Origin of the sequence: Pseudomonas chlororaphis subsp. aurantiaca, assembly GCF_013466605.1 — a bacterium.
Taxonomy (GTDB): Bacteria; Pseudomonadota; Gammaproteobacteria; order Pseudomonadales; family Pseudomonadaceae; genus Aquipseudomonas; species Aquipseudomonas chlororaphis_I.
The window spans coordinates 5,546,948-5,572,657 of sequence record NZ_CP059162.1; the positions used below are offsets into that span (position 1 = coordinate 5,546,948).

Sequence of the window (25,710 nt, forward strand, 5' to 3'; positions counted from 1 at the left end):
ACGTAACTAATTTTCTTGGTACCGTCCTCTGAATAGAAAACGACAACTCGCGGTATTGCTACGTACCAACACGCCACAGCACCAATCAGAAAAAGCCCTATCCACCGCCCAATATGCCGTGGTCGCTTTTCACTTGCAGACATGTTTTTGAACCCCTGTACCCCAGTCAGCAATTGGCACTGCCAACACCTTGTCCATGATGATTTGTGCGGTGACACCACCGTTCGGATACTCCTTGTAGAGCTCCATTCCGAGCATGATCGACACCCTGTCAGGAGCATCGTCCCATGCTCTCATCCCTTCAACACCTTCGGTCCTGCGTGGGCCATCAAACCTCTTAGGGTCTTTGAGGAAGCGCCAACTGTCTGAGCCTATCTGCTCAACTCCGGCGCCATCCAATTGCACGCTGTCAGAGAGTCCGCCGGCTAAGCCGACATATCCATAGTGGATGTTCGACCAGATGTCGTAGTAGAAGTCATACGCCCCTTGTTTGTGCCAAGGTGCACCAAACAGCTCGGCCAATTTGGGTTTGTGATCCCAATCTTGACCCTGCCCCACCTGTTTAGTCCAGATGGCGAAAGCCTTCGCCTTTTTTCCCAGTGCCATATTGTAGAACTGGGGGTCTTGCCCTAGACGCAGGTAGAGCGGGAGCTCCATAAATTTCTTGGTTTCCACCCCAGGATCGAAGCTGTTAAGTTCTTTCATCTCCAAGACTGCCGGGTCCTTGATATTCCGGTTCATCTCATCGGCGATGTATCCGGCCAGTTGTTCCATCATGTCGGGGTCTTTGCACGCAGTGAGTGCTTCTGGCTCTGTCTTAGCTTCGGGTTGTTCGGTGCTGGCCTGCGGATCTACCAAAGCATTCGCTGCCAGAGCCTTCTCTTTCAAATTTGGATCAGCGAGCAAGGTCGCCATCCTTTCATCGTCCAAAGTGCCATCTGGACGGAACGCTCCCAGTGACATGAAGTTGATGATGGTTGCACCACCAGCATCGCCCATCACAAACCCGCCACCCACATCACCTGACCCGGTGATGACGGTTCCGCCATGGCTGGTAGGACTGCCTAGGTGGGCCATAGGACGGCCATTGACCTGAATCGATGGAAACCCTGTGGTGATTACGGCACCACAACCACATGTATCGCCGACACGTGCGGAGCCCATAAAGTTGATATTTACGTCGCCACTGGCGGCGGCAATCGGGGTGGTGCCATGGCCGGGCAATGGGCAGACATGCTTGTCACCCAATCGAGCGGAGGGAGTCATTCGTCGTCCTTGTCGTGCATTCAAAACCTCGATTAGGAAGTCAATGCGTTCAATAGTTCTCGAAAGACTAGCGCACCGGGCGGCGTCAAGTCTGTAGGAAAAGTCTGGTCCTGGACCCTGCGCCTGCAGGTTTTGTACAACAGGGGATCTTAAAATCCCGTAACACCGTTCCGCAGTGTTACACCAGGCACAAGGTAAGCCGCCCGCAGGTGTTACGTCGGTTTTATCCTTTAGAAACAGCCACTTAAGCTATTGCGTAACACCTGTAACACTTGTAACACCACATTTGAAAGGTATACGTCCCCGCTCCCCATTAGCAGCGTGTTCCGCCAGCGATGGGAACCAGCAGGTGCCGGGGCCCCTGAGACTTTGAGACAGATACGGGGTCGGAAACCCGCCGGACTTTGTTAGCGGACAGGTGCGCAGCTTAGTGAACTGGTGAACCGGGTGAACCGGGTGAACACACAGTTCACCAGTGCAATTGCACAAGGTGTTGGGAGGTCGCCGGGGACCCTGAGCATTTCTGAATGGCACGGGGCACAAAACCCGCACGATCTTGGTAGCGGCTGATTTTTCTACATTGGTTGACAGGTTGACTCGGTTGACGGCCCGAGGTGTCCATAATCATCAACACCAAAGGCCATCGTTACCGCTGCGGTAACGATGGCCTTTTTTCAGCAGAATTCTTTCGATTTCAATGCCTGAAATTTCAGTAACTTTGAAATCCTGCCACTAACGCAGTGCCGCGGGTTTCCGACCCCGTGTCCTTTAGATAGTCCCAGGGTCCCCGGCGGCTTTCTGGCGACTGATTGCTTTCCGCCATGCTGCAGCTAACCTCCATCACTGCTAGCCATCGCGATTTCCGCCAGTACGGCACACATGGTTAGAACTCTTGAGTCATTACCGATCCGACACACGGAAGCGAGGACTAGCAAATGCCATCATTTATCGTGAATAGAAACGTTCAAGCAAATGGCGACTACGAAGTGCACAACACGACGACTGGCTGTCAGTTCATGCCGTTGCCTGCCAATCAGGCATCGCTGGGAAGTCATACATCGTGCGCTGGTGCTGTAAGCGCCGCTCGAGCGGCTAACCCCACCCTAAGGATTAATGGTTGTTACTATTGCTGCAATCCTTGCCACACCAGCTAGATTCTCGACTACCGATAGGGGATTTTTAGCCTGTATCTGAGATTGTGCGATCATAGGGCCAAGCAAGCTGTATCCCTACGTGTATCCCGAACCGTGAAATCTGGCTGTAGGCCACGGATTACATGGAAGACTACAGTCTCCCTCGGGCACCAAACGCAACAAGTAGCCGTCCCATGATGACTATGCAACAACCCGAAAGCCCGCTAATGCGGGCTTTCTGCTTTCTGGAGCAATGCCGCCAACCCCTGTCCGGGAGGTTGGCGACAGCTCTTCAATCAGCCGGGCTACACATACTCGGGCGCAGCATGCGGCGTGTAAGGCGCAGCCAGACGCGCAAGCTCCTCAGCCTCCAGCTCAAGATCCAGCGAACCGAGCAGATCGTCCAACTGTTCCAGGCAGGTCACGCCAATGATCGGTGACGCCACGGCCGGCTGCCTGAGCAGCCAGGCCAACGCCACCTGAGCCTTGGTCACACCCCGCTCGCGGGCAATCGCCTCGACCACGGCAATGATCTGCCGATCGCTGTCCTGTGCCGACTGGTACAGCCAGGACTGCACCTTGTCGCTATCGGCACGCGGCGAACCACCCTCGCCGACCCGCGCCAGCTTGCCCCTGGCCAGCGGACTCCACGGTGTCAGGCCAACCCCCTCGTCGACACAGTAGGGCTGCATCTCCCGCTCTTCCTCGCGGTTGAGCAGGTTGTAGTGACTTTGCATGCTGACAAAACGCGTCCAGCCATTGAGCGTGGCCAGGTACTGTGCCTTGACGAACTGCCAGGCATGCATCGACGAGGCGCCTATGTAGCGGACCTTCCCCATCTTCACCAAATCATGCAGCGCCTCCATCGTCTCCAGGATGGGGGTCTGATAGTCCCACCTGTGAACGATGTACAGATCGATATAGTCCGTGCGCAAGCGCTTCAGGCTGGCGTCGACTTCGCGAAAGATCGCCTGCCGCGAAAGCCCTCCCGACAAAGGACCGTCAGTCATGGCCTCATAGACCTTGGTCGCCAGCACCACCTCATGGCGAGCCTTGAGCTTGAACAAGGCGTTGCCGAGGATTTCTTCGCTCGATCCCTGGGAGTAGATATTCGCCGTATCGAGGAAGTTGATCCCGAGGTCCAGGGCCCTGCCCAGAATCCGTTCGCTTTCCTCCGCCCCCAGGGTCCAGGCATGGGTACCCCGCGCAGACTCGCCAAAGCTCATGCACCCCAAGGCCAGCCTGGAGACCCTCAATCCGCTGCGTCCCAGCTTGGTATACAACATCGACGCCTCCTCCCTCAGGTGGGATCGCGAGCCACCAGCTTGTCCCAAGAAGTTTCCGACTCATCCAGAGGAACATCGAGACTGGCCAGGTACATGGCAGTCATGGCGCAGTGGCCGGCCAGATGAGTGATCTCGGCCACTTCATTCTGCGAATAGAACTCGCGCAGCGCCCAGAACGCCTCGGCGCTTGCCTTGTGCTCCAGGGTGCATTCGGACACGTACACCAGCAGCGCAACGCGCTTGGGCTCCATGCGCTCATAACGACCGTGCTCGATATCGTCGATTTCGCTCTCGGTCAAACCGGCCTTGATCGCCAGCGGATAGTGAATCAGTCGCTCAAAGGCACTCTCCAGCAACTTGGCCACGCGCATCACCAGAACCTCACGCTCCAGGAACGAGATCAGCCCGACCGTGAATGACCCGCCCAGGGTCAGATGTGGCCCCGCAGAGCCTTTGGTAAGCAGCAGCGAGCGGGTCAGGTTGGAAGGAAACCGGGCATAGACCTCCAGTTGCTCGGGAGTCATATCGGCAGGGGAAGTTAACTCGACTCGATTTTTACTCATGTCAGACACCTTGGTTATTGAAGGTTGAGAGAGTGAGGCAGTGCATTGCTGATAGCGTCGATGCCCTTTGTGTAAGCCGCCGCATCCAGTGCGACTATCGATTGAATATGCCCGTCCGGCCGCACGATGATGCTCTGCGGCCGCGTCCCCAATCGATCTAGCAGTTTGCCCAGAGGCATCGCCCCCAGATTGATCACCTTGTGCCCCGGCATGGCGGCATCGAGTTCCTGGCTGAAGGCCGACCAGGTTTCATAGACGTAAGTCTTTCCGGGCCACAGCAGGATGGAATAGGCGTCTTTGGCGAGTACCGGCGCCTGCCAGTTTTCCGTCCAGCTGAGGGGAATCCTGTCGCCTGCACAAAAGGGTCGTTTCTTGCCGGGGAACAGCCGGTTATCCGGCTTGGCGACGCTGGAATCCAGCTGCGCGAACCTTGGCGAGACATAGTTCTCCAAGACCCTGGTCAGCGAAGCGAGCTTGAACGCGGCATCGCGCAGGACTATCTGCGGCGTGCGCCGATACAGGCTCATCTTGGCCAGGCTGGTGGACAAGGCCGATACCCGGTTGACCGAGTCGAGCCGTTCCCGGGTATAGGACTCCAGAATGTCCGGCGACAGGCTGCCCCTGATCACTCCGCCCAGCTTCCAGCCCAGATTGACCGCATCCTGGAACCCGGTGTTGAGCCCCTGAGCACCGGAGGGGCTCATCGCATGGGCCGCATCGCCGACGATAAACACCCGGTTCTTCTTGAAACGGTTGGCGGTACGCACATGGGCGGTGAAGATCCCGCTGAACTTCATTTCCCCCAGTTTCTTCACCCCGGGCACCCGGTGCTCCAGCAAGGTATTGAAGAACTCCCGGTCGGGCTGGTCGCCGGTATATTCCGGCGGCACGCTGGCACCGACCCGGAACACGCCATCGCCCAGCGGGGCCAGTACCATGTTGCCGGACCTGTGCATGTAGTAGGCGGCTTCGCTGCTGGTGGTTTGCCCTGTCAGCTCGGCATCGGTAATGGCCAGGCGGATCGGCATCGAGTAGCCGCTGAAATCGAACTCGAAGGCAGAACGCACGCTGCTTTGAAAACCGTCGGCGCCGACCACCCAATCGAAGCTGCAACGCTGCTCGGCCCCGGACCTGTCCCTGAGGGTCACGCTGACACTGTCCAGATCCTGCTCGCCACCAACGAACTCGCAGCCATATTCGATCGCAATGCCCTGGGCGGTGAGCGCCGACTCCAGTATGCGTTCGGTCTTGGCCTGGGGAATGGTGATGCCAAATGGATAGGGGGTATCGCTCAGGGTGTTGAAACGTATGAGTCCAACTCTTTTCTTGTTGGAGTAATAGTTCATCTGATCGAAGTAGTGCCCTTCACGGACAATCGCTTCGGACACGCCAGTACGGTCCATCAGCTCCAGAATCCGCGGCCAGACGATGGTCGCCTTCGAATGCGGGGAAACCCGCACGTCCCTGGAAATCACTCGGGCCTGAACCCCGTACAGGGCCAACTCCAGGGCCAGCAACATGCCAACCGGCCCCGCGCCAACTATCAGGACTTTCGACTCCTGCTCTTTAGTGCGCATATTCAACACCTTTGGTGAGAGTCTGATTCGACAGTTTCAAGATGATCATCAAACCAACCAGCGAGACGGCCGAAATGACGATCAAGGCCTCCTGCATGGCAACCGCCAGATGCTCGATCAACACTTCCCGGGGTAGCGACAGCAATCGGGCCGCTCTTTCCAGATCGCCTTGCACCAGGACCGAGAGCCCCGCGTCGCGGTCATCGGCCTGGCGGCCGAGCAGCGCCATGATCACCATGCCCAGCAAGGGAATGGTCAGGGCCTCACCTCCCAGGCGAAAGGTATTGAACATGCCGGCCGCCATTCCCGAGCGCTGGGGCGGAACCACACTGACCGCCGCACCATCGAGATAGGACAGGGACACGCCGAAGGAGGCGCCGGTTATAAAGAGCGGCACAGCCAGGTTGAGCAGCGTGGGGCTGGCAATCACCCAGGCCAGGGACAGCGGGCCGAGCACCATGAAGGCGAAAGTCACGACCATCAGTGTCCTGAGCGGCAACTGCTGGCGCATCAGACTGGAGAACAATGGAAGCAGCAGCGAAGGCAATGTTGAGCACATCAAGGCGATGCCTATTTCCATGGCACTCATGCCAGCAACCACCGTCAGGTACTGGGGCAGGTAGAACAGCAGGCTGATGTAACCGAAGCCAAGAAACACCGGCGTGACGCAGACCGCCAGGAACTGCCGGTTGCGCAACAGCTGAAGGTTGACAATTGGATGGGCCGCGCGGCTCTCGACCTTGACGAAAACCGGAACCAGCAGCGCGGCGCCGATAAAGAGGCACAGCACCGTCGGGTCCGACCAACCTGCGCCGGGCACCATGGAAAAGGCCGAAACCAGCAGAATCAGGCAACTGGTGAACAGCACCCCACCGCTCCAGTCGACCGCCTGCCGCTCCAGGGAACGGCTTTCCGGCAACCCCAGCCCCAACAGAGCGACCATCCCCAGCACCGCGGCGATCACGGCAAAGAACGGGCGCCAGCTGTACAGCAACGACACCAGGCTACCGGCCACCAGAGGGCCGACCGCAAGGCCCAGCCCCAGCGCCGTACCGAATACAGTGAACGCCCGGACCCGCGCCGGACCCGTGTAGGCCAGGGCCAGAATCGCCGTTCCGGCCGTGGTCACGGCCGCCGCCCCGACGCCGGTCAGCGCCCTGGCGGCAATCAGTTGCGTCAGACTGCCAGCGCCCGCCGCCGCCGCGCTGGCGATGGCAAACAACGCCAGGCCGGCGATAAAGGACAACTTGCGCCCCAGGGCATCGGCCATCACCCCGGTCATCGCCATAAAGGCCGCGTAACTCACCATGAATGAGCAGATCACCCACTGCGTCTGCAGGTAGCTCGAAGCGAAACCCTGGGCAATCGGCAGTACCAGGACACCCGATCCGGTGATGGTCAGGGGGATCACGAACAACGCGATACAGACGACGACCAGGGCATATGCTGGTCTGGATGCAACGGCTGACGAGTCCATGTCATGAGTCCTCAGTCAGTCACGGGTCAAGGAAGTCAAGCGATGGACTTCGCTACGTTCGATCAGGTGCTTGGCATTGGCAATGAAATGCTCGGTATAGGGCATGCCCATATGATCGGAAATAGCCGAATCATCTTGCCAACGCTCGACCAGAGCGAACCCGCCAACCTCTGGCGACTGTTCGTAAAGTTCAAACCGCTGACAACCCGGCTCATTCAATGTTTGCGCCGCAAGTTCATTGAAGTGTCGACCAAGTTCAACTCGATTGGTCGCGCTCACACTGAAGAACACCACGATATCAATACTCATCACAGATCTCCGAAGTTAAGAAAAGTCAGCAACTATTGACTCTGGCTGAAAGTTGACGCCAAGCAGGCTCAAGTCTTTTCCTGACACCCTGATCATCAACCCATGACCATGTTCCAAAAAACTGGAAGCAGCCGGCACGCCCAGCACGTGATGTGCGAACAGGGCAATAACTCCGCCATGGGAAACCACCAGTGTGCGTGTCAGGTTGTTTGCCGCTATTGCTTCAATTGCGCGAATGAAACGTTGTAGAGCCGCCTGTCCCGACTCGCCTCCCGGCGGGGCGTAGTCAAGTTTCATCAACTTTTCCGGCAACTGCGGATCGAGCTGCAATTGCTCGGATTTGGCTTGGCCATCCAATTCACCCAGGTTTCTCTCCGCCAGATCAGCGCAGACGAACCTGAGGGCTTGGGTGGCGTCCGCCAATAAGTCAGCGGAACTCATGGCGCGTCGGTAATGGGAGCTGTAAACCCCATCCCAGGCCTGCTCCCGAAGCACCCGGGCAGCACTCAGGAATCGCGCGACTCCCACTTCATGCAGGTCCGGGTCGGATTGCCCCTGGAAAACGCCACTCAGGTTCTGTGGCGTTTCACCGTGCCGCAAGATGACGATAAACATCAGGCGGCATTGCTCAACAGTATGCTGTCAACCGACTTGGCGATGCTGTGTTCGGGAGCGATAGTTCCATCCGGCACCTTGATATCGAAACCTCGTTCCAGCGCCATTGAAACTTCCAGCAATGTCAGCGAGTCCAGATTCAACTCCTCATACACCGCATCGGCATGCAGTTGCTGGGCGGGAACCTGATACTTCTCTTTCAACATCAAGGTAATTGCTTCAATCAGTTTGTCTTTCATTTGGCTACCCCTGTCGCGCTCATATGCTTGATGAATGGAACACTTTGCAAGTCAGGCCAGTTCAACAACGCAGAACCCCAGGTAACACCACCGCCAAAAGCGGTCAGCACTACTCGATCACGCGCTTTGAGCGTGGTGTTCATACAGGCTTGCGTCAGCGCCAGCGGTATAGAAGCGGCCGAGGTATTACCAAACCGATCCAGGGAAACCACTGCACGCTCGTAAGGCACGCCGAGTTGCTCGGCCAAGGCTCTTATAATTCTCAGGTTCGCCTGATGCGGAACCAGGCAATCCACATCCTGAATATCCAGTTGATTGCGCTGTAGCAAACCGAGCACCGAATCGTTCATGCATTGAATTGCCCGCATGAAGACTTCCTTGCCACTCATTGAGAAATAGATGTCGTCGGGGTGTTGCGGCACCGAATTGACTTTCGATTCCACGCCGCCGGCACGAACAGTGATCAGATCCTCAAGGGAGCCATCGCTGCCGGTTTCGATATCCAGCACGTCATCGACATCGGATTCCTGCAGCACCATGGCCCCGGCACCGTCACCGAAAATGGGCACGGTACTGCGATCCTGCCCGTTGATGATCGAGGAAAATACGTCGGCACCGATCACCAATACATGCTTGGCGAATCCCGCCTTGATCGCCGCCGCCCCCACTTGCAATGCATAGATGAAACCCGAACACACGGCATTCACGTCGAAGGCCGAGATCCCGCGCAGCCCGAGTTTCTCCGCAACCTTGGGCGCGGTGGCCGGGCAACGGCGGTCCGGCGTGGTGGTTGCCAGGATCAGCAAGTCGATGTTCAGGCCCACCGATGCGTTTTCGATGGCGGCCCTGGCCGCTTCACTGGCCAGGTCGCTGGTGCAGATACCCTCGGTAACGGCGTAACGCTTCAATATGCCGGTACGGCTGACAATCCATTCGCTGCTGGTATCGAGCCGTTGCTCAAGGTCTTCATTGGTCACTTCCAGGGGAGGCAAGGCGCCTCCCAACCCCGCGATACGAACGCCCATGGTGCTCTCCTAGCGAGGTAACAGATGCGCGACGGAACACGACAGGGTCATGCCACTCAGGTGGCCGACAATCTCCGCCACTCGCCAGTCCTCACCCTTGACCGTCACTATGTTGGCGTCCTTGAGTTCGGTCATCAGCACCCTGGCGCTAGCGCTGCGCCTGGCCGGGTCCTGCGCGGTAATGGTGGTGGTTCTCATCCACAGGGTGTTGGATTGACCCCGCTGCAGATTGTCGAGTTTGTAGAGCAGCGCCTGGGCGATTTGCAGGTGACTGACAAAGGCATCGATAGGGGTCACGACTTGCGGGTAGCTGGCTTCGATACCACCACTGGCAGTGCCTGGTTCTTCATCGACGACAACCAGTTTCGAAATCGCCTTGAGCGGTGAATCGAAAACTATGTCGTCAATCAGTTGGGTGCGTTTCCTGAAGCCTTCCACATAGTAGTTATTACCACTGCCATCCTGGTTCAGCCTGTCGCCAGCCGCCACCGGCCGGATGATCTCCAGTTGCAGGGCCATCGCGCCGACATGTCCGGAAAATACCAGGCAGGTATCACCCTGGGCATCGACTTGCGGGAGCTCCTCGTGCATATGCGCCTGGATCTCGCGCAGGTCTTCCTCAGGCTTCTTGCCGGCCTTTATCGATATCCGCCGGACCCAGCAACAATCGATGTTTGCAAACTTTTCCAGGAGCACGTCCTGACAAAGATTGATGGCAATGGCCAATGCATCGATAGTGCTCAGATGAGGCACCAGTTCACCACTGCCGATTTTTTTCGACCAACCAGCCGGATAGCTCAAGCTGACACTCGAATCTACCGAAGTATCAGTAAGACTTAGATGTCTGGTGCCATATTCAACACGCTTGAAACCTGCACCGAAGAATCGGTCCGCCGCGGGCCCAAGATGGTTCTCTATATGACTGAAGTTAACATCTCTCACAACTACCTCCTTTAGCAATCAAACGATTGCCAGCACGCTGCTAGACACTTCAAAAAACCTTCGACAACAGAGACAGGAAACAATTAAGTTCCAATATCAACGAGCGAGCCATTCAACAAAACACCCATGAAACAAAAAGTAACAAACGTTATTATCCATTACAACCTACTAATTCTGGTAGGTAACTAAGTACTTCCTAATGACACAACACCCAACTTCGACGACAAGTAACCAAAAAACACAAATGTTCAACACAAGAACTGACTAAGTGATCACCAAAATGAACCCGCAATAAAAATGCGCCACATTAATGGCGCCTGAAAATATTCATAAAAGTTAATTGAATGCGCAGCGACAATAGCCCCATGTTGGTGCACGGGACTTCCAGGTATTAGCCATTAGCCGCTCAAGCAAGAACCCGCCACGCCGGCTGCGGCCATCACAGCAAGCCTTGCGCCGCCGCGTAGGCAGCGGCGAAGGTCTTGTTGGGGGCATGGAATTTCTTCTGGATGCTCTTTAGATGAAAATTCACCGTGTTTTCGGAGATTCTCAGAATCATGGATATTTCCCCGGAACTTTTGCCGTCGGCCGTCCACTGCAGTATTTCCTTTTCCCTCTTGGTCAGGCTGGCGGATTCAGCCACCAGAGCCTCGTCTTTAGTTCGGGCAAGGGTTTCCACAAGAATATCCAGCATCAACTTGAAGCCCAGCCCGATATTCGCCACTTCAGCCTCGGAAACCACTCCCTGGCTACGCGAGAAAGATAAAAATCTGACGGTATTATCAGAGCCTTTGTTGGACAGTGTCACACCCTCGCATAGGCCATATTCTTTCGCCTCACTGAATAACAAGGGGTTCTCCTCGCGCAACTTGTCACTCCACACCACTACATTGGTGGTACGCAGTGCATGCTCCACGGCCGGGTCGGTGGCCGCATAGTTCCTGACCCGATAGATATCCATCCAGGCTTCCGGATAGGTTCCACGCAATCGGGTATCGGGTCGGGTAAAAGGCGTGGACTTCTTTACACCGAATGCAAATACATCGAAGCCGTGACGCTGAGTTTCAATCTCGATGATATTCAATGCCTGTACCGAGGAACTTACCGCCATCATCCGCAGACGGAAGTCCATCAACCACTGGAGAGACATACTATTACTGCCCATAAGTTATCCCTTACACATACTTCTTACGCCAGTTAGCAATCGCTCATCCGCAAATGGATTGCGATACTGCTACAGCTGACTGCCTGAAAACTGTGTATATGACGCAACATCCAACCAAGGCTTGTTGGCGATGACTTGCTCATCGCGCTCCTTCTAGCCGAAGGACATCAATAGTGTCTCTGGTGTATCCGCTCCTCTTGGGTACGTAGCCGTCACCCCGGGAACTCTTTCTTGTGGGCAGTAACGGACCGTCCGCTCTCAGCGCATCGTCAGGCCGCCATCGACCGCGTATTGGCTCCCGGTCACATAGGAGGAGTCGTCCGAGAGGAGAAACAACGCGACCGCCGCGGCTTCGGCAGCGGTACCGACCCGCCGCAGCGGCAACTGGGTGGCGAGTCCATCCTCGAACTGGCGGCGAATGTCCTGTGCCATGAAGTTACGGAAATTGGTCTCGATCGGCCCCGGCACCAGCACATTGACCCTGATCCCCTGCGGACCAAGGGCAGCGGCACAACAACGGGCCATGGAGATCATCGCGCCCTTGGTGGCCGCATAGACACTGGTCATGGGCGAGGACTCATAGGCGGAGGTCGAGGACGTCAGCACCACCGACGCATTGGGTCGCAGCAATCCGCTCAGCCCGGCCAATTGCAGCAAAGGCCCCCTGGCGTTGGCATTCATCATGCGATCGAAGAAGCCGGCATCCACCTCTTCGAGCGGCCCCACCTGTGCATAACCGGCATTGAGCCAAAGCCCGTCGAGCCCGCCCAGTTGCCGAACCCGCTCCACCAGTTGCTGCGTCGCTTCGGGATCGGCCGCATCGTTCCTGAAAACCAAGGCATCTGCCGGAAGAAGCTGCGCGGCTTCCTCGAGATGCTCGGCGCTGTAGCCCGTCACGGCCACCTGGCCACCCTCATCGGCAATGCGCTTGGCTCCTGCCAGCCCCATGCCGCTGGTGCCCCCGGTAATCAGGACGCGTTTTCCGGAAAATCTGCCCACAGGTCAACCTCCATTGTTAACGTGAAATGCTCAATGCGCAGGAAGTATTGCGTATGCGGGGTCAATTGATAATGCATAATTATCCGCATGACCCATTAAGGAAGTGGACATAATGCGAGGCAATGAATACGCCCAGCTCCAGGCGTTCGCCGCCGTCATTCAACAAGGAAGTTTTGTCCGCGCCGCCGCCCATCTCGGCATGTCCGCTTCTGCCCTCAGCCAGACCATCCGCAACATGGAGGAGCGCCTGGGCGTTCGCCTGGTCAATCGCACCACACGCAGCGTCTCACCCACCGAAATGGGCGCCCGGCTCCTGGCAGACCTGCTGCCCGCGCTGGCATCCCTGGATACCGCGCTGGCCAGGCTCAAGACCTCCAGCAAGGGCCCCCACGGGCTGCTGCGCATCAATACCACCCGAGTGGCGGCCGTTCACTACCTGGCACCGCTGATCGGCCCTTTTCTCCAGGCCTACCCCGACATTCAGTTCGATGTGGTCACCGACGAACGCCTGGTGGACATAGTCGCCGGCGGTTTCGATGCCGGGGTCCGACTTGGCAAGAAACTCGACAAGGACATGGTCGCCCAGGGGCTCGGCGGTGATCAGGAAATGCTGGTGGTCGCCTCCGCCGCCTACCTGGAGCGTTGTGGGATACCGCGCACCCCTCAGGAACTGATACACCACCAGTGCCTGACTTACCGCTGGCCCACGGACGGCAGCCTGTATCGCTGGGAATTCGAGCGCAACGGCGAACTGCTGGAGATCGAGGTCAAGGGACCATTGGTGGTTACCGAGCCGGAAATGCTTACCCGCGTGGTCCTCGACGGGGTCGGCATCGCCTACCTGTTCCGCCATCAGGTGGCGGCCCTGGTGGAAAGCGGCCAACTGATCCACCTGCTCAAGGAGTGGACACCGGCCTTCCCCGGGTTCTACCTGTATTACCCCAGCCAACGGCAAATGGCGCCGTCGCTGCGGGCCTTTATCGATTTCGTCATGCAACACTCGCAAGCGCGGCCTGGCGCAGCCGGTACTCTCGTGGAGAGCAGGCCATCACCCGCTTGAAGGCATTGCTGAAAGCGCTGTCGGAGTCATAGCCCAGCGCCTGTGCGATCGAGGAGATGCTGCCCTGATGCCGGCGCAGTTCCCGGGAGGCCAGCTGCATGCGCCAGCGCAGCACATAGGCCAGCGGCCCCATGCCGAGTTTCTGCTTGAAACGCAGCGCCAGCGTCGAACGCGACATGCCCACCTGCCTGGCCAGCAGATTGACCGTCCAGCGCTGTTCGGGCTCGGCGTGTATGGCTTGAATGGCAGCGTTGATCCGCGGGTCCGAGAGTGCCGCCAGCCACCCGGGCGGATGCTCCCGGGTCGCCGCCAGATAGAGTCGCAGCACCTGCACCAGCATCAGGTGCCCCAGTTGCCGCACGATCAGAGATGACCCCGGCAGAGTGCTGGGCAGCTCGCTTTTCAATTGCTGCAATGCCCACTGCAACACACAGGCCTGATCCGACTGGCCATTGACCGTAACGACCGCGGGCAGACCATCCAGCAACAGCCTGGCCTCGTCGCAATAGGCAAATCGCCCGCCAATCAGGAAAAAGCCCTGGCCTTGCCGGTAGCGGACAATCCCGTTCCTGGCATCGCGGTAGACCTGTTGCGAATCGACAGGCTCCAGGCTCAGGTCGCTGGCCAGGATGAAGGGCCGCGCCTTGGACAAGAGAAAGCAGTCGCCCTGGTGCAACTCGATCGGGCGCTCGCCCTCCACCAGCAACCAGCATGAGCCTTCGATAATCGCGTTGAACTTGATGCCTTCCGGGGCCGGAAAGCTGATGGACCACTCCCCCCCGGCCTGCAGTCCGGCAAAAACCGAACTGTGGCTATCCAGTTGAGAAAGCACATCGGACAAGGGATCCATAGGCAACTCCGGATGATCTCGACAGAAAATAGGACGTGGCTGCATTCACAGTCTGACCGAGGTTTTCCAGAATTCCACCTGCCTGACGCACAGGCCGCCCTCGGAGCTCAGGCTTCGTCGGCAACAGCGGCGGCACTACGTCAGCCCTCATATCCAGACAGGAAGGATGCAAGCGATGCGCTATAGACCTTTGGGCAAGACCGGCCAGTTCGTTTCCGAACTGTGCCTGGGCACCATGACCTTCAGCGGCGGCCAGGGCTTCTGGCGCACCGTGGGTACGGTTGACCAGCGAGGCGCTACCGCGCTGGTAGCCCGCGCCCTCGAAGCCGGAGTCAACTTCTTCGACAGCGCCGACGTCTATTCCGAAGGACAGTCCGAGGTGCTGCTGGGGCAGGCCTTGCGCGAAGTCGATGTGCGACGCGAAGACGTGATCATCGCCACCAAGGTGTTCGGACGGACCAGCCCCGGCCCCAACTCGGCGGGACTGTCACGCGGGCACATCATGGATCAGGTGGGCCTGAGCCTGAAGCGCCTGGGCACGGAGCACATAGACCTGTACCAGATCCACGGTTTCGACTCCCAGACGCCCATCGAAGTGACGCTACGCGCCCTCGATGATTGCGTGTCACGGGGCATGATCCGCACCCTTGGCTGCTCGAACCTGGCCGCATGGCAGATCATGAAAGCCTTGGGGATCAGCGAGCGGCGGGGCTTCGCCCGCTTCGAAACGGTGCAGGCCTACTACAACCTGTCCAACCGCGACCTGGAGCGCGAGATAGTCCCGCTCTGCGAGGACCAGGGTCTGGGGATCATGATCTGGAGCCCTCTGGCTGGCGGCCTGCTGTCCGGCAAGTTCACCCGCAACGGCCATCTCCCCGAAGGAGCACGCCGCTCGACATTCGATTTTCCGCCCGCGGACGGGGAACGGGTCTATGACCTGGTCGAAGCCATGGCGCCCATCGCCAAGGCCCACGACACCTCCGTCGCCAGTATCGCCCTGGCCTGGCTGCTACAGCGCAACGCCGTGATGAGCGTCATTATCGGCGCCAAGACCCTGGAGCAGCTGGACGACAACCTGCATGCCACGCAAGTGCGCCTGAGTGCCGGGGATATAGCCCGGCTGGACGCCATCAGCGCCCCCGAGATCGAATACCCGGGCTGGATGATCGAGTATCAGGCCAAGGAGCGTTCGCCGGTACAGGATTGACACAGGGAGCGGAGCCGCAAGCCCATGCTTGTCGCCCGGGCCTGGAAGGAACGCGAGGCCAGGCTCAAGTGCCGAGGCCTGCCGTTGAGCAAGTGGTTCCCGCTGCCACCCTCGGAACACTGCTGCTACAGCTTGAACCTGCCCGGCAACTGGATGGGCACCCTGGCGCGGCCGGCCAGGACTTACCATTGAGCAGGCCGGCGCCCCGGCGAAATCCGAGGCGCGGCCCCACTGCCCAGGACATCAGTCGTACAAGTCTTCCTCGTAAACTCGTAGTTGTCGGCATTCTCCACGGCCTGGCTCGGATTGTTGGTCGCCAGATTGCGTGCGCCTGCCGGTCCGTAACCACCGGGAACGTCGACTGTGTGGCCGATCGAATGAGTCAGCTCATGCACCACGCTACCGGCCTGGGTATCGAAGCCCACCCGCGGCGGCAGGGCGAAGAACGCCGTGCAGAACCAGGCTTCGATATCTCCCCGGGCATTGATGTAGGTAGCGGCGATATCAGTGGCGTCGTCGCAGGGCGGGTTCGGGTTGGTGCGGCAATAGGCGGTCAGCGAATTACCGCTATTGAGCTTGTAGCGCACGCCGTCGAGTACCGCGCGCACCCGCTGGTAGCGGTCCTGGCTGAAGACACCGAACCAGGTCCGGTAGGTCGGGTCCTGGTTGTTGCGAAACAGCGCTTCGTTGTTGTTGACCAGGTTGTAGGCGTTGTTGGACCAAGTGGTAGCCACCGTCACCGCATTGCTCACCGCGGTACGGTCGGCCTGGGTGGCGCAAGAAGCATCGAACACCACATTGATCGCCAGCGCGCTGAGCCCCAGCAGCAACAGCAGACCTTGCAGGCGACGGGCCAACCGCCAGCGGGTTGAAGAGACAACGGTTTCCATGATCAGCATCCTTCCGTGCAGGTTCCAGGAAATGCCGCTCCCCCTGCCAGGGGCGACACCCGCATTGGATTCCCACCTTGCGCCGCGCATCAGCAGGAACTGCTTCCTTAACCCGCCCTGTGCGCTACAGGCTTCTCCCGCGCACAACCTTGATGGAAATCAACGAGCGGGGAAAAGGCCTCCATACACTGACGAATGAACATTCGTACACGACCCACAGGCCCCCTTATGAGTGAAGAATCCACCGCGCGTCCCCTTCCCAACCCCCTTCCCGAAAAAGCCACGCCTGCCGCCAAACCGACGGTCACGGCCAGCAGCAAAAGCGCTCCACGCAAGCCGGCCACCCCACGCCCGCGCCGGCCACGTGCGACCAGTAAACCTGCCACTGCCAAGACCGCCGAGGCAGAAATCAGCGCCATCAGCCAGCAGCCGGTCGCCCTGCAGGTGGCCAGCGCGCCCCATGGCAGCAATGAAGACAGCGCCACCGCCAAGTTGCCGGCCAGTTACCCGTACCGCAGCCGCATGCGTCGCGCCGAGTATGAAAAGGCCAAGCAGGATCTGCAGATCGAACTGCTCAAGGTGCAAAGCTGGGTCAAGGAAACCGGGCAGCGCGTCGTGGTGCTGTTCGAGGGGCGCGATGCCGCGGGCAAGGGCGGCACCATCAAGCGCTTCATGGAGCACCTGAACCCGCGGGGCGCGCGAATCGTCGCCCTGGAAAAACCCAGCGAGCAGGAACAGGGCCAGTGGTATTTCCAGCGCTATATCCAGCACCTGCCCACCGCCGGGGAAATGGTGTTCTTCGACCGCTCCTGGTACAACCGCGCCGGCGTGGAGCGGGTCATGGATTTCTGCTCGCCCCTGCAATACCTGGAGTTCATGCGCCAGACGCCCGAGCTGGAGCGCATGCTGTGCAACAGCGGCACCCTGCTGTTCAAGTACTGGTTCTCGGTCAATCGCGACGAGCAACTGCGCCGCTTCATCTCGCGCCGCGACGACCCGCTCAAGCACTGGAAACTCTCGCCCATCGACATCAAGTCGCTGGACAAGTGGGACGAATACACTGCCGCCAAACAGGCGATGTTCTTCCACACCGACACCGCCGATGCGCCCTGGACGGTGATCAAGTCGGACGACAAGAAACGCGCGCGGATCAACTGTATCCGCCACTTCCTGCACTCCCTCGACTATCCGGGCAAGAACCTGCGCGTGGCCCATCAACCCGACCCAGTGTTGGTCGGCCGGGCGTCGCGGGTCATGGAGGAAGACGAGCGGGTGTACAACGAAGCGGCCGCGGAGCCGGTGTGCAATCCACAGGTGACACTCGCGTAAACCGTCAGCCCTGAAGAAGGCCCCGCTCCAGAATCGATAAAAAACTCCTGAAGCGGCTCCAGCCCGCTAGATACCCTGCACCGGCAACAGCACACACGCCTGCAGCCCGCCACCGTCACGGTTGCGCAAGCGCAGTTCGCCGCCGTGCTCCAGCACGATCGCCCGAGCCGCGGAAAGCCCCAGGCCGACGCCGCCGGTGTTGCGGTTGCGCGAGCTTTCCATGCGGAAGAACGGCTCGAACACCTGTTCCTGCCACTCGACGGGAATCCCCGGCCCGCGATCCAGCACACAGACCTTCACCTGCTCGGCATCCGCCACCACTTCAATCGCCGGCTCGCTGGCGTATTTGATGGCGTTTTCCAGCAGGTTGCTCATGACCCGCTTGAGCCCCAGCGGACGGCCGAAATACACCAGGCGCGGCGGGCCGCTGAAAGCGATGTCGATGGACTGGTCGCGGTAATCGTCGACCAGGGTTTGCAACAGCTCCGCCAGATCGAAGGAAGTCGCCTCCTCCAGCCGCGCATCGTCGCGGAAGAACTCCAGGGCCGAATTGATCATCGCCTGCATCTCATCGACGTCGTGGAATAACCGGCGCTGCTGCTCGGGATCCTCGATGAACTCGCCGCGCAGGCGCATGCGGGTCAGCGGGGTACGCAGGTCGTGGGAGATGGCCGCGAGCATCTGCGTGCGGTCCTTGATGAAGTGCTGCAACTGCGCCTGCATGGCGTTGAACGCAAGGATCGCCTGGCGAATCTCGTGGGGGCCGACCGGCTCGATGGGCGGCGCGCGAAAGTCCACGCCAAACCGCCGCGCGCCAAGGGCGAACTGCTGCAGGGGCCTGGCCAGGCGGCGGGTGGCGATCAAGGCGACCAGGACGGTGGACAACAGAACCAGCCCGATCACGATCAGGTTGCGCGGTCCCTCATCCAGCCCCCAGTTGCGCGAGAGCGAGGAGAACATCAGCCAGGAGCCATCGCTCATCTGGATCAGCAACGCATACGGTCCGCCCGGCTCCGGCCAGTCGCTGGGCTGGTAGGCTTCAATGTGCCCCGCCCCCGGCCTGAGCAACTGCTTCAGCTTCGTCGAGCCCTCGCGGTACTCCGGTTCATCGACTACCGGTACCTCGATGTCCCGTCGCGTCGGGTGCCAGGTCACGCTCAGGCCGTGGTCGCTGACCGACTCGGCCAGGCGCGCGCGCTGCCCCGGCTCCGAGGCGTCGATCATATTGCTGATGGAGGCGATCTTTTCCACCAGGCCGGATTCGCTCAACGGCGGCTTGGCCCAGACCCCGGCCAACTGCACGAACAGCGCATTGAAGGCCAGCGCGGTGAGCATCGCCATCAGAGTGGTCAGGGCGATCCAGCGGGCGATGGTGTCGCGCGGGCCGCCCGGCTTGTGTCTCACTTTCATTGGCGGGTCACGCTGGGGGTGAACAGGTAGCCGCCATTGCGCACCGTGCGAATCATCGCCGGGCGCTTGGTGTCGAACTCCAGCTTGCGTCGCAGGCGGCTGACCTGCACATCGATGCTGCGATCGAAGGCGTCATGGGCCTGCCCGCGCGCCAGGTCGAGCAACTGTTCACGGCTGAGGATGCGTTGCGGATGTTCGACGAACACCAGCAGCAGGTCGAACTCCCCCGCCGACAGCGGAATCATCACCTGATCCGGCGAGCGCAGCTCGCGGCGGGTCAGGTCCAGCTGCCAATCGGCGAACCTGATCAGCGGGCGCGGCACCTCCCCGACCACCGGCCGGCTCTCCCCGGCGCGGCGCAGCACTGCGCGCACTCGGGCCAGCAGTTCGCGGGCATCGAAGGGTTTGCTCAGGTAATCGTCGGCGCCCATTTCCAGCCCCACCACCCGGTCGCTCAACTCGCCCATGGCGGTCAGCATGATCACCGGCACGGCGTGCTGCTGACGCAGGCGCTGACACAGAGTCAGGCCGTTTTCCCCCGGCAGCATCAGGTCGAGAATGATCAGGTCCGGCACCTGCCGCTCCAGCGCCGCCCACAGCGAAGCGCCCTCGGTGGCGACTTCCACCGAGTAGCCGTGTTGCACAAAAAATTTCTTCAGCAGCGCGAGGACCTCAAGGTCGTCGTCCACGATCAACAGACTGCTCACCAGTGCGTGTCACTCAAGCTCGGAAAGTACTGTCATTCAAAACCATTGGGCGCGGCCCGTCATATATTTCAACGCGGTAACAAACCGACAACCCCGCAATAAAGCAGACATCTTCAGGCAAAACGCCCATGCCAGCATCGGCCTCCCTGTTCCCAAGGTCGTCCGCCCATGCGCTCATTCCTGTGCTCCACCCGCCTGTATCGTCATACCGCCCTGCTGCTGTCCCTGTCCTACCTGGCGGGCTGTACCAGCCCGGGGCCTGCCACTCAACCCGACTGCGCGAAGGTCGACTATCCGATCTACGACCCCGCCGAGCCGGTCAACCGCGGCGTGTTCGCCTTCAACAAAGCCGTCGACGACTACGCGCTGGCACCGGTCGCCCGCAGTTATCGGCACCTGCCGGACTTCATGCAACAGGGTGTGCACAACTTCGCGAGCAACTTCGGCGAACCCAAGGTCTTCATCAACGACCTGTTGCAAGGCAACCCGCAGCGCTCGACCAACACCCTGGGACGTTTCGCGGTCAACACCACGGTTGGCGTACTCGGTCTATTCAACGTCTCGGACCCGATCGGCATTCCGCGCCACACCGCCGACTTCGGCCAGACCTTCGGCGTATGGGGCATCGGCAACGGCCCCATCGTCGAACTGCCGCTGCTGGGCAACGACAACAGCCGCGACTCGGTGGGCAAGATCCTCAACTTCGTGGTCTCCCCCTTCGGCGACAACAGCGACACCGTGCAAACCCTGGGTACCGTCGCCATGGTCGGCGGCGTAGTGGACGGCCGCGCCGCCCTGCTGCCGCTGACCGACAGCCTGAAAACCATGCCCGACTACTACAGCGCCCTGCGCGACGTGAACGCCGAACACCGCGCCGCCTTCGTGCAAGAAGGCAAACAAGGCGCCACTGACCCCACCAAACATCGTTGTGAAGGAGCGGCCCATGATGACTTCTGAAACCGACGCCCTGGTCCTGCTGCAACGCGTGGCCAAACACGGCGATGCCTCCCTGCAATGCCGCGAAGTCAGCCTGCGCCTCTCGGCCGACCAGCAATACCTGACCCTCAGCCGCTACAGCGAACACTACAGCCCCGAAGGCCTGGAATGGGTCGAACATCAACACCGTGTAAGCGTGAGCGAGTTGATACGGTGGGTGATCAAGCAGGGGGAACCGCAGGTGTTGGTGCGAGGGACGGACAGTGGTCTTGGTGCGGCTGACACCATCCAAGATGCCCTCCAGGGAGAAGCTTGAAGATTCCCAATCCTGATTTTCCAGCTCTGACTTACATAGAGGCTCAAGAACTCAGGCGCTTCAGGATCGGTCGTGGCCAGCCAGCTCAGCGCGCCTGCTGGTCGGGGGCTCTATTCTTGTTGCGCACGTACAACACCGCCCCACCGGTGGGCGAGCCGCCACGGGAGTCCAGGTCAAACCATTTGCTCTGGCTTCGGATCAGGCCGCTGAGTTTGGTGTGCCCGTACAGCCGGGAGTCGAATGCGGGACGCACCTTGCTGATGGTGGTGCCCAACATGGCCAAGGGCGCCCAGCCGTCCTCTTCGGCGATGTCATCGAGAATCTTGGCGATGAACTCCACTGGTACTTTTGCCGGTCGGCTGGAGACTGAGGAAGCTGGTTGTTTACCCGGCTCCTCAACGGCATCGGGGGTAGCCTGGGCCTTGTCGCCCTGGGCGGCGGACTCAGTGACGTCCTGGGCCCGGAGAATTTCGGTGTAGATAAACTTGTCGCAGGCCACGACAAAGGGCTTGGGCGTTTTCTCTTCGCCGAAGCCGTATACCGTCATGCCTTCCTCGCGCAGGCGCCCGGCCAGGCGCGTGAAATCGCTGTCGCTGGATACCAGGCAGAAACCATCGAAACGCCGGGTATAAAGCAGGTCCATGGCGTCAATGATCAACGAACTGTCAGTGGAGTTCTTGCCCTTGGTGTAGGAGAACTGCTGGATGGGCTGGATCGAATGCTCCAGCATCAGCTTCTTCCAGCCACCCAACTGCGGCCCGGTCCAGTCGCCGTACATGCGTTTCACACTGGCGATGCCGTACTTGGCGATTTCCTCGAACAGCGCCTCGACAATCGACGCCTGGGCGTTGTCGGCGTCGATAAGCACGGCGAGGTGTTTTTGCTGGTTGGAATGCGTGGATTTGATGGCCATGGTTCATCCTTGTGAGCTGGCGACTGGAGTAGAGCGTCTGCCTTAACGAGCATGAAAGCCTGGGAAGCAACGGCCTGGAAGGACCGTTAGCAATGGGCCGGGGATAAAAGCTACTATTTTGCCATCGTATCGTCCACCGCCAGCTAGCCGGGCATTCCCTTACACTCGCCCACTGCCCATTTAAAGAGCCCTGAAGATGACCAAAGGCGTTTGCATCATCGAGTGCGTCTGTGAGGACGATCCCGGATCAGAGGGAAAGGTCCTCAAAGAAATATTCAACCTGATGCAGGTCAAATCCAAATTGATCCGTGTGAAGTCGATTAAGCAGCTTCTCAAGGCCCTGACTCAGACTGAAATGACCCACGTGCATATAGCGACCCATGGCGCAGTGACGAAAAAAAAGCGCTTCGCAGGATGGTGGACACATGATGGAGAGGGCTCGCATGCAAAGCTGAGAGAGAGCTCCATAGCCCTGAAAGGCACCACTATCGTCAGTACTGCCTGTCAATCAGGTTCACGATCTTTTGCCAGGCTTCTCACCAAGGAGCTTGGCTGCAAAAACTATATAGCCCCAACAGGCTCACCCAGCTTCTATAACGCAGCCTTGTTTGCACACATCTACTATCACAAGCTTTTCAAGACCAAGAAGTCCGTACGAAAGGCATTTGATTCTTATGCTGGCCGCTACAGAAACCCACATGGATTCACCTTGTTCAAAAGCTCCAGCACGTCGCCCAAAAAGAAGAAGCACTGAAGCCCCGAGCGAGGATGAGTACTCCTCTTTCGTCTCGTACTGACAAAACTTCTACATCCTCTGCTATATGATCCCGGCTCAATTTTTTCCGAAACCTTAACGCATGCAATCAGCGCCTCCAGCGACACTCCCCCCTCCCCCTGTGCTGGCCGGCCCTCTGCTGCGCCGCCTGGAACCCACGCGACTGGTGTTGTGGCTGGTGGGCTCTCGGGCGCTGGAGCTGACGTTGCGCTTGCAGGCTGGCAGCGACGCGGAAAGCCGCGACTACCCGCTCACCGCCGAGCAGTGCCAGGTGATCCCGGTAGGCCAACACGCCTTTATCCACCTGATCGACCTGCCGCTGGACAGCGCCCTGCCCTGCGATGTGCCCATCGACTACGACGTACTGATCGCCCAGGCGAATGGCTCAAGTTCGGGTATCGCCGAGTGGGCGCCGCATTTGCTCTATGGGCAAAAGCAGCAGCCGGATTTCGTCCTGCACAGCCGCATCCAGCAGTTGGTCCACGGCTCCTGCCGCAAGCCCCATCATTCGGCGGACGAGGGTTTGCTCTGCGTCGATCGCCTGTTGGCGGAAACACCTGATCCACAGCAACGCCCTGCCCTATTGCTGATGACCGGCGACCAGGTCTATGCCGACGACGTGGCCGGGCCGATGTTGCGGGCGATTCATGCATTGATCGAGCGCCTGGGCTTGTTCGGCGAGCATCTGGAAGGCGCGGTGGTCAGCGACAGTGCCGCGCTTTACCGACATCGCGCCAGCTATTACCAACGCGCCGAATTGCTGCCGGCGCTGAAAAGCAACGAAACCCTGCGCGAACGTTTTTTCGGCGGGGTGAAAAAACCGATCTTCACCAGCAGCAGCGCCGACAACCACCTGGTGACCTTCGCCGAGGTCATGGCCATGTACCTGCTGGTCTGGTCGCCGGTGCCCTGGAGTTTGATCGACCCACGCCCGCCGCAGCTCGCAACCAAGGAGCAACAGCGCTACCAGCGCGAGCAACGGCGGATCGAGGCTTTCGCCAAGGGCCTGGGTGGCGTGGCGCGGGTATTCGCCCACCTGCCGAGCCTGATGATCTTCGACGACCACGACATCACCGACGACTGGAACCTCAGCGCCCAGTGGGAAGAAACCGCCTACGGCCACCCGTTTTCCAAACGCATCATTGGCAATGCGCTGATCGCCTACATGCTGTGCCAGGGCTGGGGCAACAACCCGGATGCCTTCGCCACGCCGCTGCAACACACTCGCGCCCTGAGCGCCGAGGCCCAGGGCGATGCGCTCTACCTCGACAGCACCATCCAGGACACCTTGATCGACGAACTGCTGCGCTTCCAGCAATGGCAATACACGCTGCCCACCACCCCGGCGCTGGTGGTGCTGGACACCCGCACCCGGCGCTGGCGCAGCGAGTTCAACCTGTCGCAGCCCTCGGGCCTGCTCGACTGGGAAGCCCTGAGCGAGTTGCAACATGAACTGCTGGATCACCCGTCGGCGATCATCGTGTCACCGGCACCGGTGTTCGGCGTCAAGCTGATCGAGACGGTGCAGAAGGTCTTCAGCTGGTGCGGTCACCCGCTGCTGGTGGACGCGGAAAACTGGATGGCCCACCGCGGCGCGGCCCAGGTGATCCTGAATATCTTCCGCCACTCGCGCACCCCGGGTAACTACGTGATCCTCTCCGGCGACGTGCATTATTCCTTCGTCTACGAAGTGCTGATCCGCCACCGCAAGGGCGGCCCGAAGATCTGGCAGATCACCAGCAGCGGCATCAAGAACGAGTTCCCGCCCACCCTGCTGGAATGGTTCGACCGCCTCAACCGCTGGCTGTATTCGCCGCGCTCACCCTTGAACTGGTTCACCCGCCGCCGGCTGATGCGAGTGGTGCCCTACAGCCCCGAACATCGCGAGGCCGGCGAGCGACTGTGGAACTCGGCGGGCATTGGCCAGGTGTTCTTCAACGACCAGGGCCAGCCCCGGGAGATCTACCAGCACAACGCCAATGGCGCGCCGAAAACCCGGATGCTGGCGCCGGATGAGGACTGAACCCCGCCGTGCGCTTCGTGACAACGGATTCGTTCGGACGCGCTATGGTTCAACAGGTTGATCGCACCATCCAATCAGCTCTTCAAAGGCCCCTTCATCCCCATGTTCGAACACCTCGACCTGCACGCCCTGCTTGCGACCTATGGCTATTGGGTGATTGTCCTCGGCTGCCTGCTGGAAGGCGAAACCGTGCTGATCCTGGGTGGCATGGCGGCGCATCAGCAGGTGCTGGACCTGTGGGCGGTGATTGCCGTGGCGACGGTCAGCGGGATGTTCGGCGACCAGTTGCTGTTCTGGAGCGGTCGGCATTTCGGCGGGCGTTTGTTGCCGCGCCTGAAGGGCCAGCAGGCCGCCATCGAGCGGGTGACCGGGTTGATCCGGCGTTATCCCTCGACCTCGGTGCTGGCGGTGCGTTTCATGTATGGCATGCGCTGGGTCGGCCCGGTGGTGATCGGCGCCAGCGGCCTGTCGCCGCTGCGCTTCACTTTGCTGAACATGCTCGGCGCTGTGCTCTGGGCCACGCTGTTCGTCTGCGGCGGCTACTGGGCCGGCGATGCGCTGGAACATCTGTTCGGCGATTTGAAGCCCTATCGCCTGCCGATTGTCCTCGGTGTCGTGGTGCTGGTAGTGGCGGTCGCACTGCTGCGCCAGCGCCGGGCCAGAGCCAGGAACATTGCGCCGCTGAACGACTGATCCAG

General features: G+C 59.8%; 26 protein-coding genes. 9 read left to right on the plus strand and 17 right to left on the minus strand.

Annotated elements, in window-relative coordinates:
• Positions 1–129 precede the first annotated feature (129 nt).
• From H0I86_RS25270 to H0I86_RS25325, 12 genes are all read right to left on the minus strand, one after another.
• A complete protein-coding gene (locus H0I86_RS25270; RefSeq protein WP_180922586.1) occupies positions 130–1,266 on the minus strand; it encodes a polymorphic toxin type 44 domain-containing protein in 1,137 nt (378 codons plus the stop codon).
• A gap of 1,438 nt (positions 1,267–2,704) precedes the next feature.
• Positions 2,705–3,685: an aldo/keto reductase gene (locus tag H0I86_RS25275; RefSeq protein ID WP_180922587.1), complete on the minus strand. Its 981-nt coding sequence runs from the start codon at positions 3,683–3,685 to the stop codon at positions 2,705–2,707.
• A 14-nt stretch (positions 3,686–3,699) separates the two neighbouring features.
• Positions 3,700–4,248: a carboxymuconolactone decarboxylase family protein gene (locus H0I86_RS25280; RefSeq protein WP_180922588.1), complete on the minus strand. Its 549-nt coding sequence runs from the start codon at positions 4,246–4,248 to the stop codon at positions 3,700–3,702.
• A 14-nt stretch (positions 4,249–4,262) separates the two neighbouring features.
• Positions 4,263–5,825 (minus strand): FAD-dependent oxidoreductase, encoded by a 1,563-nt coding sequence (locus H0I86_RS25285; RefSeq protein WP_180922589.1) that lies wholly within the window; start codon positions 5,823–5,825, stop codon positions 4,263–4,265.
• Positions 5,815–7,302, minus strand: coding sequence for an MFS transporter (locus H0I86_RS25290; RefSeq protein ID WP_180922590.1), 1,488 nt, complete (start codon positions 7,300–7,302; stop codon positions 5,815–5,817). The genes H0I86_RS25285 and H0I86_RS25290 overlap by 11 nt, the downstream gene beginning before the upstream one ends.
• 15 nt (positions 7,303–7,317) lie before the next feature.
• The gene (locus tag H0I86_RS25295; RefSeq protein ID WP_180922591.1) at positions 7,318–7,611 is read right to left on the minus strand and encodes a putative quinol monooxygenase; all 294 of its coding nucleotides are present in this window, start codon (positions 7,609–7,611) and stop codon (positions 7,318–7,320) included.
• Positions 7,612–7,626: 15 nt separating this feature from the next.
• Complete coding sequence (locus H0I86_RS25300) at positions 7,627–8,226, minus strand: histidine phosphatase family protein (protein ID WP_180922592.1); 600 nt, start codon at positions 8,224–8,226, stop codon at positions 7,627–7,629.
• On the minus strand, positions 8,226–8,465 hold the full coding sequence (locus tag H0I86_RS25305) for a phosphopantetheine-binding protein (RefSeq protein WP_180922593.1): 240 nt from the start codon (positions 8,463–8,465) through the stop codon (positions 8,226–8,228). Before H0I86_RS25305 ends, H0I86_RS25300 begins: the two co-directional genes overlap by 1 nt.
• Entirely contained in the window at positions 8,462–9,490 is a 1,029-nt protein-coding gene (locus H0I86_RS25310) for a beta-ketoacyl-ACP synthase III (protein ID WP_180922594.1), read from the minus strand. Before H0I86_RS25310 ends, H0I86_RS25305 begins: the two co-directional genes overlap by 4 nt.
• 9 nt (positions 9,491–9,499) lie before the next feature.
• Complete coding sequence (locus H0I86_RS25315) at positions 9,500–10,432, minus strand: AvrD family protein (protein WP_180922595.1); 933 nt, start codon at positions 10,430–10,432, stop codon at positions 9,500–9,502.
• 439 nt (positions 10,433–10,871) lie between these two features.
• Positions 10,872–11,597: an autoinducer binding domain-containing protein gene (locus H0I86_RS25320; RefSeq protein WP_180922596.1), complete on the minus strand. Its 726-nt coding sequence runs from the start codon at positions 11,595–11,597 to the stop codon at positions 10,872–10,874.
• Between the two features lie 258 nt (positions 11,598–11,855).
• Positions 11,856–12,596, minus strand: coding sequence for an SDR family oxidoreductase (locus tag H0I86_RS25325; protein ID WP_180922597.1), 741 nt, complete (start codon positions 12,594–12,596; stop codon positions 11,856–11,858).
• Positions 12,597–12,708: 112 nt separating this feature from the next.
• Between H0I86_RS25325 and H0I86_RS25330 the strand changes: the two genes are divergently transcribed.
• Complete coding sequence (locus H0I86_RS25330) at positions 12,709–13,656, plus strand: LysR family transcriptional regulator (protein WP_180922598.1); 948 nt, start codon at positions 12,709–12,711, stop codon at positions 13,654–13,656.
• Here H0I86_RS25330 and H0I86_RS25335 read toward each other — a convergent pair.
• On the minus strand, positions 13,586–14,506 hold the full coding sequence (locus H0I86_RS25335) for an AraC family transcriptional regulator (protein ID WP_180922599.1): 921 nt from the start codon (positions 14,504–14,506) through the stop codon (positions 13,586–13,588). The two genes, H0I86_RS25330 and H0I86_RS25335, sit on opposite strands and share 71 nt — an antisense overlap.
• 175 nt (positions 14,507–14,681) lie before the next feature.
• Between H0I86_RS25335 and H0I86_RS25340 the strand changes: the two genes are divergently transcribed.
• Both H0I86_RS25340 and H0I86_RS25345 read left to right on the plus strand, forming a co-directional pair.
• Positions 14,682–15,713 carry an aldo/keto reductase gene (locus H0I86_RS25340; RefSeq protein WP_180922600.1) on the plus strand — a complete coding sequence of 344 codons (1,032 nt, stop codon included), beginning with the start codon at positions 14,682–14,684 and terminating at the stop codon, positions 15,711–15,713.
• Between the two features lie 24 nt (positions 15,714–15,737).
• Complete coding sequence (locus tag H0I86_RS25345) at positions 15,738–15,905, plus strand: hypothetical protein (RefSeq protein ID WP_180922601.1); 168 nt, start codon at positions 15,738–15,740, stop codon at positions 15,903–15,905.
• Here the strand turns inward: H0I86_RS25345 and H0I86_RS25350 are convergent.
• Complete coding sequence (locus tag H0I86_RS25350; RefSeq protein WP_258019365.1) at positions 15,896–16,603, minus strand: M35 family metallo-endopeptidase; 708 nt, start codon at positions 16,601–16,603, stop codon at positions 15,896–15,898. The two genes, H0I86_RS25345 and H0I86_RS25350, sit on opposite strands and share 10 nt — an antisense overlap.
• 228 nt (positions 16,604–16,831) lie before the next feature.
• Here H0I86_RS25350 and ppk2 point away from each other — a divergent pair, with 228 nt between their 5' ends.
• A complete protein-coding gene (gene ppk2, locus H0I86_RS25355; RefSeq protein ID WP_258019366.1) occupies positions 16,832–17,932 on the plus strand; it encodes a polyphosphate kinase 2 in 1,101 nt (366 codons plus the stop codon).
• Positions 17,933–17,998: 66 nt separating this feature from the next.
• Here the strand turns inward: ppk2 and H0I86_RS25360 are convergent, their stop codons facing one another.
• Complete coding sequence (locus H0I86_RS25360; protein WP_028683333.1) at positions 17,999–19,342, minus strand: sensor histidine kinase; 1,344 nt, start codon at positions 19,340–19,342, stop codon at positions 17,999–18,001.
• Positions 19,339–20,049, minus strand: coding sequence for a response regulator (locus tag H0I86_RS25365; protein WP_009050668.1), 711 nt, complete (start codon positions 20,047–20,049; stop codon positions 19,339–19,341). Before H0I86_RS25365 ends, H0I86_RS25360 begins: the two co-directional genes overlap by 4 nt.
• 168 nt (positions 20,050–20,217) lie before the next feature.
• On the opposite strand from H0I86_RS25365, the gene H0I86_RS25370 reads away from it, so the two are divergent.
• Positions 20,218–21,006, plus strand: a complete 789-nt coding sequence (locus H0I86_RS25370; protein ID WP_180922602.1) for an MlaA family lipoprotein — start codon at positions 20,218–20,220, stop codon at positions 21,004–21,006.
• Positions 20,993–21,301 carry a VHS/ENTH/ANTH domain-containing protein gene (locus H0I86_RS25375; RefSeq protein ID WP_180922603.1) on the plus strand — a complete coding sequence of 103 codons (309 nt, stop codon included), beginning with the start codon at positions 20,993–20,995 and terminating at the stop codon, positions 21,299–21,301. Before H0I86_RS25370 ends, H0I86_RS25375 begins: the two co-directional genes overlap by 14 nt.
• 85 nt (positions 21,302–21,386) lie before the next feature.
• Here H0I86_RS25375 and H0I86_RS25380 read toward each other — a convergent pair whose 3' ends face one another.
• Positions 21,387–22,214 (minus strand): NYN domain-containing protein, encoded by an 828-nt coding sequence (locus H0I86_RS25380; RefSeq protein ID WP_180922604.1) that lies wholly within the window; start codon positions 22,212–22,214, stop codon positions 21,387–21,389.
• 196 nt (positions 22,215–22,410) lie between these two features.
• Between H0I86_RS25380 and H0I86_RS25385 the strand changes: the two genes are divergently transcribed.
• From H0I86_RS25385 to H0I86_RS25395, 3 genes are all read left to right on the plus strand, one after another.
• The gene (locus H0I86_RS25385; protein WP_180922605.1) at positions 22,411–22,968 is read left to right on the plus strand and encodes a hypothetical protein; all 558 of its coding nucleotides are present in this window, start codon (positions 22,411–22,413) and stop codon (positions 22,966–22,968) included.
• 103 nt (positions 22,969–23,071) lie between these two features.
• Positions 23,072–25,012 carry an alkaline phosphatase D family protein gene (locus H0I86_RS25390; protein ID WP_180922606.1) on the plus strand — a complete coding sequence of 647 codons (1,941 nt, stop codon included), beginning with the start codon at positions 23,072–23,074 and terminating at the stop codon, positions 25,010–25,012.
• 102 nt (positions 25,013–25,114) lie between these two features.
• The gene (locus H0I86_RS25395) at positions 25,115–25,705 is read left to right on the plus strand and encodes a DedA family protein (protein WP_180922607.1); all 591 of its coding nucleotides are present in this window, start codon (positions 25,115–25,117) and stop codon (positions 25,703–25,705) included.
• Positions 25,706–25,710 lie beyond the last annotated feature (5 nt).

Coding starts and splice junctions, on each gene's coding strand:
- H0I86_RS25270 (WP_180922586.1), bottom strand. CDS start 1,266: ATGACTCCCTCCGCTCGATTGGGTGACAAGCATGTCTGCCCATTGCCC.
- H0I86_RS25275 (WP_180922587.1), bottom strand. CDS start 3,685: ATGTTGTATACCAAGCTGGGACGCAGCGGATTGAGGGTCTCCAGGCTG.
- H0I86_RS25280 (WP_180922588.1), bottom strand. CDS start 4,248: ATGAGTAAAAATCGAGTCGAGTTAACTTCCCCTGCCGATATGACTCCC.
- H0I86_RS25285 (WP_180922589.1), bottom strand. CDS start 5,825: ATGCGCACTAAAGAGCAGGAGTCGAAAGTCCTGATAGTTGGCGCGGGG.
- H0I86_RS25290 (WP_180922590.1), bottom strand. CDS start 7,302: ATGGACTCGTCAGCCGTTGCATCCAGACCAGCATATGCCCTGGTCGTC.
- H0I86_RS25295 (WP_180922591.1), bottom strand. CDS start 7,611: ATGAGTATTGATATCGTGGTGTTCTTCAGTGTGAGCGCGACCAATCGA.
- H0I86_RS25300 (WP_180922592.1), bottom strand. CDS start 8,226: ATGTTTATCGTCATCTTGCGGCACGGTGAAACGCCACAGAACCTGAGT.
- H0I86_RS25305 (WP_180922593.1), bottom strand. CDS start 8,465: ATGAAAGACAAACTGATTGAAGCAATTACCTTGATGTTGAAAGAGAAG.
- H0I86_RS25310 (WP_180922594.1), bottom strand. CDS start 9,490: ATGGGCGTTCGTATCGCGGGGTTGGGAGGCGCCTTGCCTCCCCTGGAA.
- H0I86_RS25320 (WP_180922596.1), bottom strand. CDS start 11,597: ATGGGCAGTAATAGTATGTCTCTCCAGTGGTTGATGGACTTCCGTCTG.
- H0I86_RS25330 (WP_180922598.1), top strand. CDS start 12,709: ATGCGAGGCAATGAATACGCCCAGCTCCAGGCGTTCGCCGCCGTCATT.
- H0I86_RS25335 (WP_180922599.1), bottom strand. CDS start 14,506: ATGGATCCCTTGTCCGATGTGCTTTCTCAACTGGATAGCCACAGTTCG.
- H0I86_RS25340 (WP_180922600.1), top strand. CDS start 14,682: ATGCGCTATAGACCTTTGGGCAAGACCGGCCAGTTCGTTTCCGAACTG.
- H0I86_RS25345 (WP_180922601.1), top strand. CDS start 15,738: ATGCTTGTCGCCCGGGCCTGGAAGGAACGCGAGGCCAGGCTCAAGTGC.
- H0I86_RS25350 (WP_258019365.1), bottom strand. CDS start 16,603: ATGGAAACCGTTGTCTCTTCAACCCGCTGGCGGTTGGCCCGTCGCCTG.
- ppk2 (WP_258019366.1), top strand. CDS start 16,832: ATGAGTGAAGAATCCACCGCGCGTCCCCTTCCCAACCCCCTTCCCGAA.
- H0I86_RS25360 (WP_028683333.1), bottom strand. CDS start 19,342: ATGAAAGTGAGACACAAGCCGGGCGGCCCGCGCGACACCATCGCCCGC.
- H0I86_RS25370 (WP_180922602.1), top strand. CDS start 20,218: ATGCGCTCATTCCTGTGCTCCACCCGCCTGTATCGTCATACCGCCCTG.
- H0I86_RS25375 (WP_180922603.1), top strand. CDS start 20,993: ATGATGACTTCTGAAACCGACGCCCTGGTCCTGCTGCAACGCGTGGCC.
- H0I86_RS25380 (WP_180922604.1), bottom strand. CDS start 22,214: ATGGCCATCAAATCCACGCATTCCAACCAGCAAAAACACCTCGCCGTG.
- H0I86_RS25385 (WP_180922605.1), top strand. CDS start 22,411: ATGACCAAAGGCGTTTGCATCATCGAGTGCGTCTGTGAGGACGATCCC.
- H0I86_RS25390 (WP_180922606.1), top strand. CDS start 23,072: ATGCAATCAGCGCCTCCAGCGACACTCCCCCCTCCCCCTGTGCTGGCC.
- H0I86_RS25395 (WP_180922607.1), top strand. CDS start 25,115: ATGTTCGAACACCTCGACCTGCACGCCCTGCTTGCGACCTATGGCTAT.